Raw genomic sequence first — 15,755 nt, 5'->3', positions numbered from 1 at the left:
CAAACCTCAGACCCACAGCAACACCAGCTCCACCCAAAGCATCACCCGAGGGGGGTCCGGCACCAGCCGGACCCCCCTCGGCCATTCCCCCACCGAATCCGGTCTTCTCGCAGCGGGCTCCCCGAGCGTGCAGACGACAGCCGGCCGCTGAGAGAACGCCTCTCCCTCTTCACGAGAACCTCCTCGCGAGGGCCGCGCCACAGGGACGGCGCTCGGCGAAGATGAAGATCGAGCTCAGGCGGAGTCGAGCTCCCTCACCCGCTCGTTCAGCTCCACCACCGACCGCTCGGCGGCGTAGGGCTCCAGCCTGCGCCGCAGGTCGGCGACGTACGACCGCGTCCTGGCCGACTCCAGGCCCTTCGCAAGCTCCAGAGCCTCCACCGCGACGGAACAGGCCTCCTCCAGCTCCCCCGAGGCGAGCAGTCCGGCCGAGAGCAGCGACAGGTTGAACATCCGCCCGCGTACGTAGCGCCCGTCCATCTCCAGCGAGCGTCTCGCGTGCCCCACCGTGCCCGGCCCGTCGCCGAGGTCGCGGAAACAGTGCGCGATCTTCGCCGCCAGGTAGGCCTCGTCGAAGTAGGAGATCCAGTCGGGCTCGTGGCCGGCCCTGCGCCGGTCGAACGAGAGCTCGGCCTCGTGGAGGGAGCTCGCGCACGCCGCGCGGTCGTCCAGTGCCGCGTGCGCGTGGGCCTCCAGCACGTGCGTCTCGGCGAGCAGCGCGAAGATCCCCGCCCGCCGGGCCGAGAGCTGGGCCGCCCTGGCCAGGTCGAGCGCGTGGGCGGGCTGTCCTATGTATATGGCCTGGTGGCTCATCCCCGCGAGGATCTCGCCGCCGAGCCCGTGGTCGCCCGCCCCGCGCGCCAGGCGCAGCGCCTGGATCAGGTAGCGCTGGGCCAGGCCGTGCTGCTCCAGGTCGTAGGCCATCCATCCGGCCAGCCGGGTCAGCTCGGCGGCGGCCGAGGCCAGCGCCTTGCCGGTGTTCTCGGCGTACGAGCCGTCGGCGAGGAGCGGCGCGACCGACGTGTCCAGATATTTCACGACAGCGGGACGGACTCTTCCGCCGCCGAACCTGTTGTCCAGCTCCCCGAAAGACCGGGTGACCTCCCGGATCGCCGCAATGTCGTCCATGCCGACGCGCCGGGTGCCCTGCCCCTCGGGGCGGCCCTCCAACGGAAGGGTGAGCCAGCGCACCGCCCCGGCGGACCCGGCCCCGATCGCGAAGGTGGAGTCGAGTAAGAACCTGCGTCTCTCCACGTCCCCGCGCCACAGTGCTGTCACGGTCGAGATTCCCTCCTGCCACGTGTGGTCGAACTCCTGCCCGAGGTCGAGCGGCGTCAGAACGGCCGACAGGCCGAGATCCTCGGGGCTCACGGCCCTGCCGAGCCGGAGCGCGAAGATCTCGGCGAGCAGTCCGGTGACCGGGTCCCTGGGCCGTTGGCCCGCGATCCAGCGCAGCACGGAACTGTGGTCGTACCTCAGACCGGACAGGCCACGAGCCGCGCCGAGATCGTTGAGCCGGCGGGCCAGCCCCTTGTGGGTGAAGCCCGCCTCGGCGATGAGCCTCTGGAGTAGTCGGTTGGGCTCGCGTTCCATAGCTCCCCTCACCGCGAGAACCGTCTGCGTGCCGACGACGCGCGCGATCCGGCCGTGCGCGCACCGGCCACCTGATGCACGCCTTACGTACATAGGTAACTGAGGGCTCTTTTTATAGCACGATCCGTGACGAACGTCGGGGTTTCCGGAAAGCACCGACGCCCCTCGCCGTTCGGGCGAGGGGCGTCGGTGATCACGCTGCCGGTGAGGTGTCCCTGGAGCCGGGCGGCCCCTCCGACGAGGTGCCCCCGGAGGCGAGCGACCTCTCCGATCCGGGAACCGTTCTGGGAACCGTCCGTGACCTGTGCGGTGTCTCCTAGAGGCGGGCGACCCCGTCGGCGCGGGCCTGCGCGGCGACCGCGGCGATGACCGCCGGGGCCACGCGCTCGTCGAACGGGCTGGGAATCACGTAGTCGGCCGAGAGGTCGTCGTCCGCGACCACCCCGGCGAGTGCCTCGGCCGCGGCGACCTTCATGTTCTCGGTGATCGTGGTGGCGCGCACGTCGAGCGCCCCGCGGAAGACGCCGGGGAAGGCGAGCACGTTGTTGATCTGGTTGGGGAAGTCGGAGCGGCCGGTCGCGACCACCCGCGCGTACTTGCGCGCGATCTCCGGCCGCACCTCGGGAGTGGGGTTGGACAGCGCGAAGACGATCGACTCCGAGGCCATCGACGCGATCGCCTCCTCCGAGACCGTCGAGCCCGACAGCCCGACGAACACGTCGGCCCCCGCGAGCGCCTGCTCGGTGGAACCGCGCAGGCCCGCCCGGTTGCTGTCGCGCGCCAGGGCCTCCTTGATCGGGTTGAGCCCGTCGCGGCCCTCGTGGATGAGCCCCTTGGAGTCGGCGACCGCGATGTCGCCGATGCCGGCGTTGAGGAGGATCCTGCTCACCGCGATCCCGGAGGCGCCGGCGCCGGCGACCACGACCCGCAGGTCTCCCAGCGAGCGGCCGGTCAGCCGTGCGGCGTTCTTCAGCGCGGCCAGCGCGACGATCGCGGTACCGTGCTGGTCGTCGTGGAAGACGGGGATGTCGAGGATCTCGCGCAGCCGCGCCTCGACCTCGAAGCAGCGGGGCGCGCTGATGTCCTCGAGGTTGATCCCGCCGAAGGAGGGGGCGAGCCGGACGATCGTCTCGACCAGCGCGTCCACATCGGTGCAGTCGAGGCAGATGGGCACCGCGTCGACGTTCGCGAACTGCTTGAACAGCAGCGCCTTGCCCTCCATCACCGGCATGGCGGCGGCGGGCCCGATGTCTCCGAGACCGAGCACCGCGGTGCCGTCGGAGACCACGGCGACCACGTTGGAGATCCAGGTGTAGTCCTTGGCCAGCTCGGGCTCGTCGGCGATCGCGCTGCAGACCCTGGCCACACCCGGCGTGTAGGCGAGTGCCAGATCGTCGGCGTCGCGGACCGGGACGGTGGAGCGGACCTCCAGCTTGCCGCCGCGGTGCAGGGCGAAGGCCGGATCCAGATCGAGGGCATCGAGAGATTCGAGAGAGACGGAGGATGGCGTGACGGCCACAGCGACCCCTGTAGTTCATGTCAGACAGACGGATGTTTCCTTCGGAGGCGGCCGGAGGAGCCGTCCCGGGCTTCGGTAGCCGCTCGGGGCCTGCTCACTGGGCACGGTCGCCAGGAGGGGTACGGGGGTCACCCGTTGCTCGATTGTGCCACATGTTGAGACTGCCTCCGCTGGAGGAAGTCCACTCACTTTCGCCGTCCGGGTGTTAGCCTCACCACATCGTGTAATACTCGAAATCCATGCCGCCTCTTACATCGACGGATCCCCAGATGGACCTCACCTCCTACGCGGAGCTGGCCGTACTACTGATCAACAGCCCCGAACGGCTCACCGGCCTCGAAGGGCTGCGCCTGCTTCTGGAAGAGGGCGGCCGCTACCGGCCAGGCTGCCGGATCACCAGGAGTGACCTGGAGGCCCTGCGCGACCTGCGCGAGGAGTTGATGATCGTGTTCGAGACCGCGGAGGCCGGCGACGAGGAGGCGGTGGTCGACCGGCTCAACTCGCTGCTCATCCACCACCCGGTCCAGCCGCAGATCTCCGGTCACGACGGCGAGCGCTGGCACATGCACCTCACCGAGGGAGGCCGGATGGCCGACCAGTACGCGGTGGGCGCGGTGATGGGACTCGCCACCATGATCACCGACCTCGGCGTCGACCGGCTCGGCCTCTGCCAGGCGCCGCCCTGCCGCAGGGCTTATCTCGACACCTCCTCCAACCGGTCGCGCCGCTACTGCTCCGAGCGGTGCGCCAGCCGGGCCAACGTCGCCGCCTACCGTGCCCGCCAGAAGGTCGTCAGGTAGAGCTACCCGGCCCGCCAGAGACCCGGCCAGTAGCGCAGCACCACCCGGCCGACGATCGCGGACGCGGGCAGCGCCCCGAAGTCCCAGCTGTCGCGCCGCCCCGGCGCGCGCTGGTTGTCGCTCTCCAGCCACCAACCGCCGTCCGCCTCCCACGCGGCGCGCTTGACGATGAGCACGGCGGGGTCGGACGGCAGCCGGGCGACGACCAGGTCACCGGGCCGCACGACCGCGCCGCGCCGCACCCAGAGCCAGTCTCCCGGCCGCAACGCGGGCAACATCGACTCGCCCGCGACACGGACTCTCATCGAGCGTAACCCCCTCCCACGCGGGCATTCGGAGACGAGTAAGGTCGTTAACCGGACCATTCTGAACCTGGCATCAAGGAAGGATTTCCGATGTTCGCACGACTTATGCGCCCCAAGCACATCGCCTCCGCGCACTGCGACCTGCCCTGCGGTGTGTACGACCCGGCCCAGGCCCGCATCGAGGCCGAATCCGTCAAGGCCATCATGGAGAAGTACGCGGCGAACGAGGACCCGGTCTTCCGCTCCCGCGCGCTCACCATCAAGGAGGAGCGGGCCGAGCTGGTCAAGCACCACCTGTGGGTGCTGTGGACCGACTACTTCAAGCCCCCGCACCTGGAGACCTACCCGCAGCTGCACCAGCTGTTCTGGGAGGCCACCAAGCTCGCGGGCGCGGCCGGTGGCAAGGGCACGGTCGACGTCGCCAAGGCCGACGAGCTCCTCGGCAAGATCGACGACATCTCCAAGATCTTCTGGGAGACCAAGGCCGCTTAAAACCCTCACAACGATGTCGTGAGAGGGCACCGGTGGTCCGGATCGAGGAAACGTCCCCGGGACGCCCCTTGATCCGGATCGGGGCCCGCGAGGAGGGCCGCCGTCACGGCGTCCGGGTCGCGACGCCGGTCGTCCAGCAGGCCGAACACCGGCGCGTCGGCGCCGTGCGGTCACCGCCCAGGACCGTGATGCGCCGGAGCCGTCATTAAAAACAGTGCCCTATTTGCGTATCTTCATGGGCTCTTGACGGTGGCAAATCGCCCCGATCGCGAGTCCAAGCGGGCCAACCACCGTCTCAGGGCTGTAGGTTGCAGTCAGCGACTCTGCGAGGAGGAACGTGACCGAACACACCGAGGCGCCCGCGGTCGGCATGGGCGGGATCCGTGACGTGGTGAGCGTCCGGCTGCCGGCGACGAGCGCCTATCTGTCCGTGCTGCGTACGGCGACAGCCGCACTCGCCGTACGGCTGGACTTCACGCTGGACGAGATCGAGGATCTTCGGATCGCGGTCGACGAGGCGTGTGCGATGCTGCTGACCCAGGCTGTTCCCGGCACAGATCTGACCGCCGAGTTCGAGCTCACCGGGCAGCTGATGAAAGTGCGGGTCGAGGTCAGCACAGTGGGGAGCACACCTCCGAAGCGCGACGACTTCGCGTGGATGGTGCTCACCGCCCTGGCCGACGATGTGGATGCCGTAACCGACTCCCCCGACCGTATGGCGATCGTCCTCCGCAAGCGCCGAGGCGCGGCGAGGCCGGCGTGACGGAAAGGACTCGTGCCATGGCCGCCAGCGACCACGCGGTGCCCGACCGGGTGCGTGCGCGCCTGCTCTTCGCGGAACTGGTGGAGTTGACCTCCGACGACCCGCGGCGTCAGCGCATTCGCGACGAGCTCGTCGAGCTCCACCTTCCCCTCGTCGAATACCTCGCCCGCCGGTTCCGCAACCGGGGTGAGTGGCTGGACGACCTCACCCAGGTCGCGACCATCGGGCTGATCAAGTCGATCGACCGCTTCGATCTCGGCCGCGGGGTGGAGTTCTCCACCTACGCGACCCCGACGATCGTGGGCGAGATCAAACGCCACTTCCGTGACAAGGGCTGGGCGGTCCGCGTGCCGCGCCGCCTGCAGGAGCTCAAGCTCTCGCTCACCAAGGCGATCAGCGAGCTCTCCCAGCGGGAGGGGCGCGCGCCGACCGTGGCCGAGCTGGCCGCGTTCCTGAAGATGAGCGAGGAGGAGGTGCTCGAAGGGCTGGAGTCGGCCAACGCCTACTCCACGGTCTCCCTCGACGCGCCCGACTCCGGCGACGACGACGCGCCGGCGGTGGCCGACTCCCTCGGGATCGTGGACGACTCCCTGGAGGGCGTCGAATACCGCGAGTCGCTCAAGCCCCTGCTGGAGCGGCTGCCTCCGCGTGAGAAGCGGATCCTGCTGCTGCGTTTCTTCGGCAACATGACGCAGTCGCAGATCGCCACCGAGCTCGGCATCTCCCAGATGCACGTGTCCCGGTTGCTCGCCAGGACCCTCGCCCAGCTCCGGGAGGGCCTCACCGTCGACGACTAGCGAGAAGGCTGGTCGTGGTCTCCGTAGAGGGCGTGTGTCGTCGGCGGGGACAGCAGCGTGACCAGTCCGATCACCGCGAGGACGATCAGCGAGACGCCGATCACCCGCTGGTCGGACTGGATCATCGTGACCGAGACCGGGATGGCGAAGATCTGCGTCAGCACCCCCGGGCTCCGCGACCATCGCTCCGAGTGGAGCATTCCCCAGCCGACCCAGAGCAGGGCCGCGCCGATGATGATCCCGAACGCGGCGACGGCGATCGAGGTCATCACGTCGGACGGCCGGCCGATCACCGTCTCCACTCCGGCGTAGCCGCCGAGGAGCAGGACGGTCGCGCCTTCCAGTGCCATGACGGCGGCGGCGACGGTGAGGGTCATCGGACGGTTCGACACGGGGCAACCCTATCGCCGGGTATGGCCGCCCGGCTCTTCCCCCACCCCGGCCCCGTTCCCCGTCCCCCGCACCGTTCCCCGTCCCCGCGCATCCGCCTTCTCCTTCCGCCGCCTCAGCCCGGTTTCCGGCGGATACGCTGAGGTCATGCGCGCGATGCTCCTGGTGAATCCGAAGGCGACGACGACCAACCAGCGAACCAGGGACGTTCTCATCAGAGCGCTGAGCGCGACGATGAACCTCACCGTCGAGGAGACGGCCTACCGGGGGCACGCGATGCGGCTCTCCCGCAAGGCGCACGCCTCCGGCTACGACGCGGTGGCCGTGCTGGGCGGTGACGGCACCATCAACGAGGCGGTGAACGGGCTGCTCGACCCGGTGGACGGCAAGGCCGGCGACGAGGGCAGCTCGATCGACAGGCCCGCGCTGCTCGCGATCCCCGGTGGCAGCGCGAACGTCTTCGCGAGGGCCCTGGGCCTGCCGAACGACCCGGTCGAGGCGATGGGGGCGATCCTGGAGGCGATCCGCGACGGCCGGAGGCGGACCGTCGGGCTCGGTCAGGCGATCTGGGGCGACCACAGTAGATATTTCACGTTCTGTAGTGGCCTGGGGTACGACGCCGAGGTGATCAGGGCGGTCGAGGGGATGCGGGGCACCGGCCGCAAGGCGACACCCACCCGCTATGTGAACACCGCGTTACACCACTATCTGTCGACCGACAAACGTCACCCGCCGATGACCGTCGAGGGCCCCGAGGTGCCGCGGACCGGCGGCATCTTCATGGCCGTCGTCTCCAACACCTCCCCGTGGTCCTACATCGGCCCCCGGCCGGTCTCCCCGACCCCGTGGGCGAGCTTCGAGACCGGGCTCGACCTCCTGGGCCTGCAGCGTCTCGGCCTGCCCTTCATGCTCCAGCTGATGCCCCAGATCCTCGGTGAGCGCGACACGCTGCCGACGGGTCGCCACCTGGTGCAACTCCACGACGAGAAGGAGTTCACCCTGAGCGCCGGGCGCCCCGTGGCGTTCCAGCTGGACGGCGACTACCTGGGAGAGGTCGAACGAATAACGTTCCGTTCTATCCCCGACGCGTTACAGGTCTTGGTCTAATCGGTTACGTGCGAGCCTGTGTGACGCATCCGACATCCATTTCAGGCAAAACGTTCCCCCAAACCTCTTGCGTGTACTAAGCGTGGCTGACAATCTCAAGATGACGTCGGAACGTAGGACCTTTGAGCGACCACCTCGCTCCCAGGCCACCGGCGATCAAGTGAACAGTCCCCCGACCCGGACCACGGGCCGGGGATCCGTTCGCGCTGATTAGTGAAACTCTTCACAAAGTGAGCCGCCGGAGCCGACGCAAGGGCTCCTCTTACGAAGGAGTGGACGCATGGACTGGCGCCACCGAGCCGCCTGCCGTGACGTGGACCCCGAGCTGTTCTTCCCGATCGGCAACACCGGCCCCGCCCTGATGCAGATCGAGGAAGCCAAGCAGGTCTGCGGTACGTGCAGCATCAGCGAAGCATGCCTGAAGTGGGCCCTGGAATCCGGGCAGGACGCCGGTGTCTGGGGCGGCCTGAGCGAGGACGAGCGACGCGCGCTCAAGCGCCGCACGGCTCGTGCCCGCGCCCGCGCGAGCGTCTGACCCTCCGCGCCCCCCTTCCGTCTCCCCCGGCCGGGCGACGAGCACGTCCCCGGCCCGGTGAGCCCTCTTTCCCCCCGGGCGACAAGCACGTCCCCTCGCGAGAACGCGACCCGACGCGCTCCCCCTCCCCCGCTCAGACCGCGGGGAGGGGGATGCTCAGGCTCACCTCGGTCCCGCCGCCCTGGCGTGGCTCGATGGCGAGACGCCCGGACAGCTCACCCACCACCAGGGTACGGACGATCTGCAGGCCGAGACTGGTGGCCTGGTCGAGATCGAAGTCCTCCGGCAGCCCGCTGCCGTCGTCGGACACGATCACATCCAGCCGCTCGGCACCGCGTGACACGATCACTTGGAGCTTGCCCTGACGCTGCGCCAGCCCGTGCTGAACCGCGTTCTGCAGCAGTTCGGTGAGGACCATCGCGAGCGGCGTCGCGATCTCCGAGCGCAACACCCCGAACGTCCCGACGCGGGACGGCACCACCTGCGCCTCAGGCGCCGCGACCTCCCCCGTCATCGCGATCACCCGGTCGGCGATGTCGTCGAAGTCGACCTGCTCCTCGGGCGTGTGCGAGAGCGTCTCGTGCACGATCGCGATCGACCCGACCCTGCGCACCGCCTCCTCCAGCGCCTCCCTGCCCTCCGGCAGCTGCATCCGCCTGGCCTGGAGCCGCAACAGCGCGGCCACGGTCTGCAGGTTGTTCTTCACCCGGTGGTGGATCTCCTTGATGGTGGCGTCCTTGGTCATCAGCTCCCGCTCGCGGCGCCGCAGCTCGGTCACGTCCCTGATGAGCACCAGCGCGCCGATCCTCCCGCCGCCGACGACCAGCGGGATCGCCCGCAGCTGCACCACCGTGCCGCCCGACTCCACCTCCGTCTCCTTGGGCTCCCGCCCGCTCGCGACGAGCATCAGGTTCTCGTTGATGGGCTCGTCGGAGTAGCAGAGCGTCGCGGTCGTACGGCCCAGCTCCGCGCCGACCAGATCGGCGTTGAGGCCCAGCCGCCGGTAGGCCGACAGCGCGTTCGGCGAGGCGTACGTGACACGGCCCGCCCGGTCGAGCCTGAGCAGCCCGTCGCCCACCCTCGGCGAGCGGACCAGGATCGGCTCGGCGCCGGAGAACGGGAAACGGCCCTCGGCCACCATCTGGGCCAGGTCGGAGGCGCTCTGCAGGTAGGTCAGCTCCAATCGGGAGGGGGTGCGCGCGGAGGAGAGGTTCGTCGAGCGCTGGATGACGCCCAGGAAGTGGTCGGCCCTCCGCACCGGAATGGTCTCCTCACGGACCGGCACCCCGCTCGACCAGTCGGGATCGCCCTCGCGGCAGATGCGCCGCTCGTTCCAGGCGGTCTCCAGGAGCGGCCTCTCCCCCTTGGCCGCCGTCATGCCCACGATGTCGTCGTGGTAGACCGTCGGCCCCGTGGTGGGCCTCATCTGCGCGATCGCGATCCAGCCCGTGCCCTCCTTCAGGGGGATCCACAAGATCAGGTCCGCGAAGGAAAGGTCGGCGAGGAGCTGCCAGTCGGACACCAGCGAGTGCATCCACTCAAGGTCCGCATCGTCGAGCGCGGTGTGACGAACCGCCAGGTCGCTTAGAGTCGGCACCCGTGCATCATGCGTTCTTTGCAGGCCCGAACGCGAATCGGGTGAGTCCGGCTGGAAAGATGCCGCCTATGGAGCAGACCCCCGACCCGCTGGCCCGGTTCCGCACGGCGGCGGCCACGAGGGAGGCGGCGGGGCTGCGGCGGGTCCTGCGCGCCCGCACACCCGACGACGACGGCCTGATCGACCTGGCCTCCAACGACTACCTCGGCCTGGCCAGGGACGAGCGGTTGGTCGAGGCGGCCGTGGAGGCCACCCGCGCCTGGGGCACGGGTTCCACGGGCTCCCGCCTGGTCACGGGCTCCACGGCCCTGCACGCGCGCCTGGAGGCGCGTCTGCGCGCCTTCACCGACGCGCGGGGCGCCCTGGTGTTCTCCTCCGGCTACCTGGCCAACCTGGCCGCCGTCGCGGCCCTGGGCAGGGACGCCCTGGTGGTCTCCGAGGCGGGCAACCACGCCTCCATCGTGGACGCCTGCCGGCTGTCGCGCTCACGGGTGGTGGTCGCTCCGCACCGGGACACGGTGGCGGTGGAGAAGGCACTCGCCGACCGGGACGAGGAGCACGCGATCGTGGTCACCGACGCGATCTTCTCCGTGGACGGCGACCTGGCGCCGCTTGAGGAACTGCACGCGGCGACGGTGCGCCAGGGCGCGCTGCTGATCGTCGACGAGGCGCACTCGATCGGGGTCGTCGGCGCTCGTGGGCAGGGCGCGGTGCACGCCGCGGGGCTCGCGGCCGAACCGGGTGTTGTGAGAACGATCACACTGTCGAAGTCCCTGGGATCGCAGGGCGGAGCCGTGCTCGGCGCGCCCGAGGTGATCCAGACCCTCGTGGACACGGGACGCTCGTTCATCTTCGACACCGGGCTCGCGCCGGGCAGTGTGGCGGCGGCACTCGCCGCCGTCGATATCCTTCACCATCAGCCCGAACTGCCGGGACTTGTCCGGACCAGGGCGAGGGAGCTGGCCGCGATGGCCCGCGATCTCGGCCTGGAGACCGGCGATCCGGCGGGCGCGGTCGTCCCCATCGTGCTCGGCCCGCCCGAGACCGCGCTTCGGGCCGCCCTCGTCTGCGCGGAACACGGGGTGCGCGCCGGATGCTTCCGGCCGCCTTCGGTGCCGGTCGGCCGCTCTTGCCTGCGGTTGACGGCACGGGCCAATCTGAGTTCCGATGATCTAGCGGTGATCCGGGGTGCACTCACCGCCGTGGCCGAGATGAAGGTGACCATGTGAGCGACGACTCCCCGCGGATCCCGAAATACTACGACGTCAAGCGCAGCCTGCTCAGCCTCACCAAGAGCCTGCCCGCGGGCAGCGCCCTGCCACCGGAACGGGCCCTCGCGGTCCGCTTCGAGACGTCGCGCACGACCGTGCGCCAGGCCCTGTCCGAGCTCGTGGTCGAGGGCCGCCTGGTGCGCATCCAGGGCAAGGGGACGTTCGTCGCACAACCCAAGGTCGCCCAGGTCCTCCAGCTCACCTCCTACACCGGGGACCTGCGGACCGTCGGCCTCGAACCCGACACCAAGATCCTCGACATCAGCTACGTCACCGCCGACGAGGCGCTCGCCCGCCGCCTGGCGATCAACGCCGGCGGCCGCGTGCTGCGCCTGCACCGGCTGCGCCTGGCCAACGGCGAGCCGATGTCGATCGACACCACTCATCTGTCGGCACGGCGCTTTCCCCGCCTCAGGCGGGAGCTGGAGATGCACTCCTCGCTGTACGAGACGCTGTACAACGCGTACAACGTGCGGCTGACCGACGCCGAGGAGATCATAGAGACCGTGCTCGCCACCCCGTACGACGCGCAGGTGCTCAGTGTGGACGTCGGCCTGCCGATGCTCCTGCTCACCCGGCACGCCTTCGACGCGGACGGCAACCCGGTCGAGTGGGCCCAGTCGCTGTACCGGGGAGACCGCTACAAGTTCATCACCCGCCTGCGCCGCCCCTGAGGCACACCCGAGCCGCGCCTAAGGTGAGACGGGTGAGCATTCTCGTGGTCACCGGGACCGACACCGGGGTGGGAAAGACGGTCGTCACCGCGGCGGTGGCCTCGCTCGCCAGGGAGCGGGGCTCCTCGGTCGCGGTGGTGAAGCCCGCGCAGACCGGGGTGTCCGGCGCCGACCCCGGCGACATGGACGACGTCATCCGGCTGTCCGGAGTGGGGACGACCTTCGAGCTGGCCAGGTATCCCGCCGCGCTCTCCCCCGCGGCGGCGGCCCGCCTGTCCGGCCTGCCGCCGGTCTCCGTCGCGCGGGCCGCGGCCCGGATCGAGGAGCTGGCCTCCTCGCACCGGCTGGTGATCGTCGAGGGGGCGGGCGGGCTGCTCGTTCGCTTCGACGAGGAGGGGGCGACCCTCGCCGACCTCGCCCGCGCGCTCTCGGCACCGGTCCTCCTGGTGGTCAGGGCCGGCCTCGGCACCCTCAACCACACCGCGCTGACGCTGGAGGCGATGGCCCACCGAGGGCTGGAGCCCGCCGGGGTGGTGATCGGCTCCTGGCCGGCCGAGCCCGGCCTCGCCGAGCGGAGCAACGTGGCGGACCTGGAGATGCTGGCCGCCCGGCCGCTGGCGGGCGCCCTCCCCGAGCGAGCCGGGCTGCTGGAGCGCGACGCCTTCGCCCGCGCGGCCCGCGCGGGGCTGGGCCCCACGTTGGGTGGGGGCTTCGACCCCGCTTCCTTCCGGGCCACCCTTAGGCTTTCCCCGTAGCCGTAGCCGCGGCCCATCTCCCCGCTGGAGGTATCAGATGAGCGACATCCTCGAGATCGCCCGGACGCAGGTGCTTGAGGAGGGCCGCGGGCTCGACGCGGCGCAGGCGCTCCGTTGCCTGGAGCTTCCCGACGACCGTCTCGACGAGTTGCTCGCCCTCGCCCACGAGGTGCGGATGAAGTGGTGCGGCCCGGAGGTGGAGGTCGAGGGCATCGTCTCCCTCAAGACCGGCGGCTGCCCGGAGGACTGCCACTTCTGCTCGCAGTCCGGGCAGTTCTCCTCCCCGGTCCGCGCCGTCTGGCTCGACATCCCCTCGCTGGTCGAGGCCGCCAGGGAGACCGCGGCGACCGGTGCCACCGAGTTCTGCATCGTGGCCGCCGTACGGGGTCCCGACCGGCGCCTGATGGACCAGGTCCGCGAGGGGGTGAAGGCGATCCGCGAGGCGGTCGACATCAACGTGGCGTGCTCGCTCGGCATGCTCACCCAGGAGCAGGTCGACGAGCTGGCCGAGATGGGCGTGCACCGCTACAACCACAACCTGGAGACCGCGAGGTCGCACTTCGAGAAGGTCGTCACCACCCACACCTGGGAGGAGCGCTGGGACACCTGCCTGATGGTGCGCGAGGCCGGGATGGAACTGTGCTGCGGCGGCATCGTCGGCATGGGCGAGACCCGGGAGCAGCGGGCCGAGTTCGCCGGCCAGCTCGGCGAGCTGGCGCCCGACGAGGTCCCGCTGAACTTCCTCAACCCGCGCCCCGGCACCCCCTTCGAGTCCTTCCCGCTGCTGGAGGGGCCGGAGGCGCTCAGGACGATCGCCACCTTCAGGCTCGCGCTGCCCCGCACGATCCTGCGCTACGCGGGCGGCCGCGAGCTGACCCTGGGCGACCTGGGCACCCGTGAGGGCATGCTCGGCGGCATCAACGCGATCATCGTCGGCAACTACCTGACCACCCTCGGCCGTACGGCCGAGGCGGATCTGGGCCTGCTGGTGGACCTCAAGATGCCCATCAAGGCGCTCTCCGACACCCTCTGAGACCCCCTCGAAGCCTCGCGCGGGCTCGCGGAGATCACCCTCACCCTGTTCGGGAACATCTCGGAGCCTCGCGGGCTCGCGGAGACGCGGAGGTCCCCGCGAGCCGGATCTCACCCGGCCCCTGCCGGACTCCCACCGATCCTCGCCCCGCCCTCCGGGGGTCCGCACTCCGCCTGTACCGGCCCCCGCCGATCTCCGTCCCGCCCCGGCGGGTCCGCGCTCCGGCCCGTACCGGACCCCCGTCGATCCCGTACGGCCCGTAGGGCGCCCGCCACCAGGCGTTGGGCGGTTCGATTCCCGACAGACGCGATATGTGCCGGCCGCATTAGGCGATGGGATCGGGGCAGGGAGAACAATCCCTGTCCGGCTAAGTGACTGACTGGTAGGTTGCGCGATATGGAGTCTCCCAAGCACGCAGGTGACATAGCGGTCGCCGTCTCCAAGGCATACGGCATCGAGACCATGTTCACCCTGTCCGGCGGGCATATCTTCCCGCTTTACGACGGTGCGGTCCACGAGGGCATGCCCATCCTGGATGTCCGCCACGAGCAGAGTGCCGTCTTCGCCGCGGAGGCGACCGCACGGCTGACGCGCAAACCCGGGCTGGCCGTGCTCACCGCGGGCCCCGGCATCACCAACGGCGTCAGCGGGGTGGCCACCGCGCACTTCAACGGCTCCCCCGTCGTGGTGATGGGAGGCCGTGCCCCGCAGTCGCGCTGGGGGTCGGGCGCGTTGCAGGAGATCGACCACCCGCCGCTGTTCGCCCCCATCACCAAGCTGGCCTTCACCGGCTCCGGCGCCGACTCCATCGCCCAGGACGTGGAGATGGCCTTCCGTACGGCCCTCGCCCCGCACCGCGGCCCCGTCTTCCTCGACTTCCACATGGATCACCTCTTCTCGGCCGCGCCCCCGCTCGAGGAGGCCCCCGAGACGCTGACCCCGTCCCCGCTGGAGCCCGACCCCGACGCGCTCGCCTCGATCGCCCAGCTGATCGCCGAGGCCCGGCACCCGGTGCTGGTGCTCGGCTCCGACGTGTGGATGGACCGCGCCGAGGAGGTCGCGAGGAGCTTCGTCGAGGAGTACCGCCTGCCGGTCGTCCCCAACGGCCAGGGCCGCGGCATCCTGCCCGCCGGTCACGAGCTGCTGGTCACCCGGGCGAGGGGAATGGCGTTCTCGCAGGCCGACCTGGTGATCGTGGCGGGTGCCCCGATCGACTTCCGCCTCGGCTACGGCTGGTTCGGCGGCAAGGACGGCGCCCCGCTCGCCAAGGTCGTGCACCTGGCCGACGCGCCGTCACAGCTGACCACGCACATGGATCCGGCCGCCGTCGCCGCCGGCGACCTCTCGCTGCTCTTCTGGAGCCTCGGCGCGGCCTGCGCCAACGCGGGCGTCTCTCCCAAGACCTACGCGCCCTGGGTCGCGCAGCTGTCCGAGGCCGCCTCGGCCGCCATCGCCGCCGACGTCGACCTGCTGGAGTCCGCGTCCGACCCGATCCACCCGATGCGCATCTACGGGGAGCTGGGCAAGGTCCTCGCCGACGACGCCGTGGTGATCGGCGACGGCGGGGACTTCGTCTCGTACGCGGGCAAGTACGTCGAGCCGCGCCAGCCGGGCAACTGGCTCGACCCGGGCCCGTACGGCTGCCTGGGCACGGGCCTGGGCTACGCCATCGCCGCCAGGATCGCCCGTCCCTCCTCGCAGGTGGTGCTGCTGCTCGGCGACGGCGCGGCCGGCTTCTCGCTGATGGACGTCGACACGCTCGTGCGGCACCGCCTGCCCGTCGTGATGATCTGCGGCAACAACGGCATGTGGGGCCTGGAGAAGCACCCCATGCAGATGCTGTACGGCTACGACGTGGCCGCCGAGTTGCAGCCGCAGTGCCGCTACGACCAGGTGGTGACCGCCCTCGGCGGCGGTGGCGAGCTCGTCACCGACCCGTCGGAGATCGGCCCGGCCCTGCGCCGCGCGTTCGACTCCGGTATCCCCTACATGGTCAACATCGCCACCGACCCCTCGGTGGCCTACCCCCGGCAGACCACGGGCATCTGAAGGAGCGCCACCGGGCTCGCGCACGCAGGACCGAAGAGGTCTTCTCCGGTGCGCGAGCCCGTCGGCACACCACCC

The 15,755-nt window shown here is 70.3% G+C and carries 16 protein-coding genes; 11 read left to right on the top strand and 5 right to left on the bottom strand.

Features of this window, described 5'->3' with window-relative positions:
• Nucleotides 1–234: 234 nt before the first annotated feature.
• Both AB0B96_RS39180 and AB0B96_RS39175 read right to left on the bottom strand, forming a co-directional pair.
• Nucleotides 235–1,593 carry a hypothetical protein gene (locus AB0B96_RS39180; RefSeq protein ID WP_362907158.1) on the bottom strand — a complete coding sequence of 453 codons (1,359 nt, stop codon included), beginning with the start codon at nt 1,591–1,593 and terminating at the stop codon, nt 235–237.
• 316 nt (nt 1,594–1,909) lie between these two features.
• Complete coding sequence (locus tag AB0B96_RS39175) at nt 1,910–3,112, bottom strand: NADP-dependent malic enzyme (RefSeq protein WP_350949764.1); 1,203 nt, start codon at nt 3,110–3,112, stop codon at nt 1,910–1,912.
• Nucleotides 3,113–3,381: 269 nt separating this feature from the next.
• Between AB0B96_RS39175 and AB0B96_RS39170 the strand changes: the two genes are divergently transcribed.
• On the top strand, nt 3,382–3,912 hold the full coding sequence (locus AB0B96_RS39170; protein ID WP_362907156.1) for a CGNR zinc finger domain-containing protein: 531 nt from the start codon (nt 3,382–3,384) through the stop codon (nt 3,910–3,912).
• A gap of 2 nt (nt 3,913–3,914) precedes the next feature.
• Here the strand turns inward: AB0B96_RS39170 and AB0B96_RS39165 are convergent, their stop codons facing one another.
• Nucleotides 3,915–4,217, bottom strand: a complete 303-nt coding sequence (locus AB0B96_RS39165) for a S24 family peptidase (protein ID WP_350949766.1) — start codon at nt 4,215–4,217, stop codon at nt 3,915–3,917.
• 90 nt (nt 4,218–4,307) lie between these two features.
• Between AB0B96_RS39165 and sodN the strand changes: the two genes are divergently transcribed.
• The 3 genes from sodN to AB0B96_RS39150 all read left to right on the top strand — a co-directional run bounded on the left by sodN (nt 4,308) and on the right by AB0B96_RS39150 (nt 6,269).
• Nucleotides 4,308–4,709: a superoxide dismutase, Ni gene (gene sodN / locus AB0B96_RS39160; RefSeq protein ID WP_362907153.1), complete on the top strand. Its 402-nt coding sequence runs from the start codon at nt 4,308–4,310 to the stop codon at nt 4,707–4,709.
• A gap of 370 nt (nt 4,710–5,079) precedes the next feature.
• Nucleotides 5,080–5,472: an anti-sigma factor gene (locus tag AB0B96_RS39155; RefSeq protein WP_037972535.1), complete on the top strand. Its 393-nt coding sequence runs from the start codon at nt 5,080–5,082 to the stop codon at nt 5,470–5,472.
• A gap of 17 nt (nt 5,473–5,489) precedes the next feature.
• Complete coding sequence (locus AB0B96_RS39150; RefSeq protein ID WP_344893659.1) at nt 5,490–6,269, top strand: RNA polymerase sigma factor SigF; 780 nt, start codon at nt 5,490–5,492, stop codon at nt 6,267–6,269.
• Here the strand turns inward: AB0B96_RS39150 and AB0B96_RS39145 are convergent.
• Nucleotides 6,266–6,661, bottom strand: coding sequence for a hypothetical protein (locus AB0B96_RS39145; protein ID WP_362907151.1), 396 nt, complete (start codon nt 6,659–6,661; stop codon nt 6,266–6,268). The genes AB0B96_RS39150 and AB0B96_RS39145 overlap by 4 nt on opposite strands.
• A gap of 145 nt (nt 6,662–6,806) precedes the next feature.
• Here AB0B96_RS39145 and AB0B96_RS39140 point away from each other — a divergent pair, with 145 nt between their 5' ends.
• Entirely contained in the window at nt 6,807–7,766 is a 960-nt protein-coding gene (locus AB0B96_RS39140) for a diacylglycerol kinase family protein (protein WP_362907149.1), read from the top strand.
• A 280-nt stretch (nt 7,767–8,046) separates the two neighbouring features.
• A complete protein-coding gene (locus AB0B96_RS39135) occupies nt 8,047–8,301 on the top strand; it encodes a WhiB family transcriptional regulator (RefSeq protein ID WP_350949771.1) in 255 nt (84 codons plus the stop codon).
• Nucleotides 8,302–8,434: 133 nt separating this feature from the next.
• On the opposite strand, the gene AB0B96_RS39130 is transcribed toward AB0B96_RS39135, so the two are convergent.
• Nucleotides 8,435–9,898 carry a histidine kinase N-terminal domain-containing protein gene (locus AB0B96_RS39130; protein WP_362907147.1) on the bottom strand — a complete coding sequence of 488 codons (1,464 nt, stop codon included), beginning with the start codon at nt 9,896–9,898 and terminating at the stop codon, nt 8,435–8,437.
• Between the two features lie 68 nt (nt 9,899–9,966).
• Here AB0B96_RS39130 and AB0B96_RS39125 point away from each other — a divergent pair, with 68 nt between their 5' ends.
• The 5 genes from AB0B96_RS39125 to AB0B96_RS39105 all read left to right on the top strand — a co-directional run bounded on the left by AB0B96_RS39125 (nt 9,967) and on the right by AB0B96_RS39105 (nt 15,680).
• Nucleotides 9,967–11,127 carry an 8-amino-7-oxononanoate synthase gene (locus AB0B96_RS39125; RefSeq protein WP_350949773.1) on the top strand — a complete coding sequence of 387 codons (1,161 nt, stop codon included), beginning with the start codon at nt 9,967–9,969 and terminating at the stop codon, nt 11,125–11,127.
• Nucleotides 11,124–11,843: a GntR family transcriptional regulator gene (locus AB0B96_RS39120; protein WP_350949774.1), complete on the top strand. Its 720-nt coding sequence runs from the start codon at nt 11,124–11,126 to the stop codon at nt 11,841–11,843. The genes AB0B96_RS39125 and AB0B96_RS39120 overlap by 4 nt, the downstream gene beginning before the upstream one ends.
• Nucleotides 11,844–11,875: 32 nt before the next feature.
• Nucleotides 11,876–12,598 (top strand): dethiobiotin synthase, encoded by a 723-nt coding sequence (gene bioD / locus AB0B96_RS39115; protein WP_350949775.1) that lies wholly within the window; start codon nt 11,876–11,878, stop codon nt 12,596–12,598.
• A gap of 37 nt (nt 12,599–12,635) precedes the next feature.
• The gene (gene bioB / locus AB0B96_RS39110; RefSeq protein ID WP_350949776.1) at nt 12,636–13,631 is read left to right on the top strand and encodes a biotin synthase BioB; all 996 of its coding nucleotides are present in this window, start codon (nt 12,636–12,638) and stop codon (nt 13,629–13,631) included.
• Nucleotides 13,632–14,027: 396 nt separating this feature from the next.
• On the top strand, nt 14,028–15,680 hold the full coding sequence (locus AB0B96_RS39105; RefSeq protein ID WP_362907144.1) for an acetolactate synthase: 1,653 nt from the start codon (nt 14,028–14,030) through the stop codon (nt 15,678–15,680).
• Nucleotides 15,681–15,755 lie beyond the last annotated feature (75 nt).

The sequence above is a fragment of the Streptosporangium sp. NPDC049046 genome (genome assembly GCF_040649155.1).
Taxonomy (GTDB): Bacteria; Actinomycetota; Actinomycetes; order Streptosporangiales; family Streptosporangiaceae; genus Streptosporangium.
Note: the sequence above shows the minus strand (reverse complement) of the source record. Positions and strands in the feature narration are given on the sequence as shown.

Coding starts and splice junctions, on each gene's coding strand:
- sodN (WP_362907153.1), top strand. CDS start 4,308: ATGTTCGCACGACTTATGCGCCCCAAGCACATCGCCTCCGCGCACTGC.
- AB0B96_RS39155 (WP_037972535.1), top strand. CDS start 5,080: ATGGGCGGGATCCGTGACGTGGTGAGCGTCCGGCTGCCGGCGACGAGC.
- AB0B96_RS39105 (WP_362907144.1), top strand. CDS start 14,028: ATGGAGTCTCCCAAGCACGCAGGTGACATAGCGGTCGCCGTCTCCAAG.
- AB0B96_RS39165 (WP_350949766.1), bottom strand. CDS start 4,217: ATGAGAGTCCGTGTCGCGGGCGAGTCGATGTTGCCCGCGTTGCGGCCG.
- AB0B96_RS39150 (WP_344893659.1), top strand. CDS start 5,490: ATGGCCGCCAGCGACCACGCGGTGCCCGACCGGGTGCGTGCGCGCCTG.
- AB0B96_RS39170 (WP_362907156.1), top strand. CDS start 3,382: ATGGACCTCACCTCCTACGCGGAGCTGGCCGTACTACTGATCAACAGC.
- AB0B96_RS39140 (WP_362907149.1), top strand. CDS start 6,807: ATGCGCGCGATGCTCCTGGTGAATCCGAAGGCGACGACGACCAACCAG.
- bioB (WP_350949776.1), top strand. CDS start 12,636: ATGAGCGACATCCTCGAGATCGCCCGGACGCAGGTGCTTGAGGAGGGC.
- AB0B96_RS39135 (WP_350949771.1), top strand. CDS start 8,047: ATGGACTGGCGCCACCGAGCCGCCTGCCGTGACGTGGACCCCGAGCTG.
- AB0B96_RS39180 (WP_362907158.1), bottom strand. CDS start 1,593: ATGGAACGCGAGCCCAACCGACTACTCCAGAGGCTCATCGCCGAGGCG.
- AB0B96_RS39125 (WP_350949773.1), top strand. CDS start 9,967: ATGGAGCAGACCCCCGACCCGCTGGCCCGGTTCCGCACGGCGGCGGCC.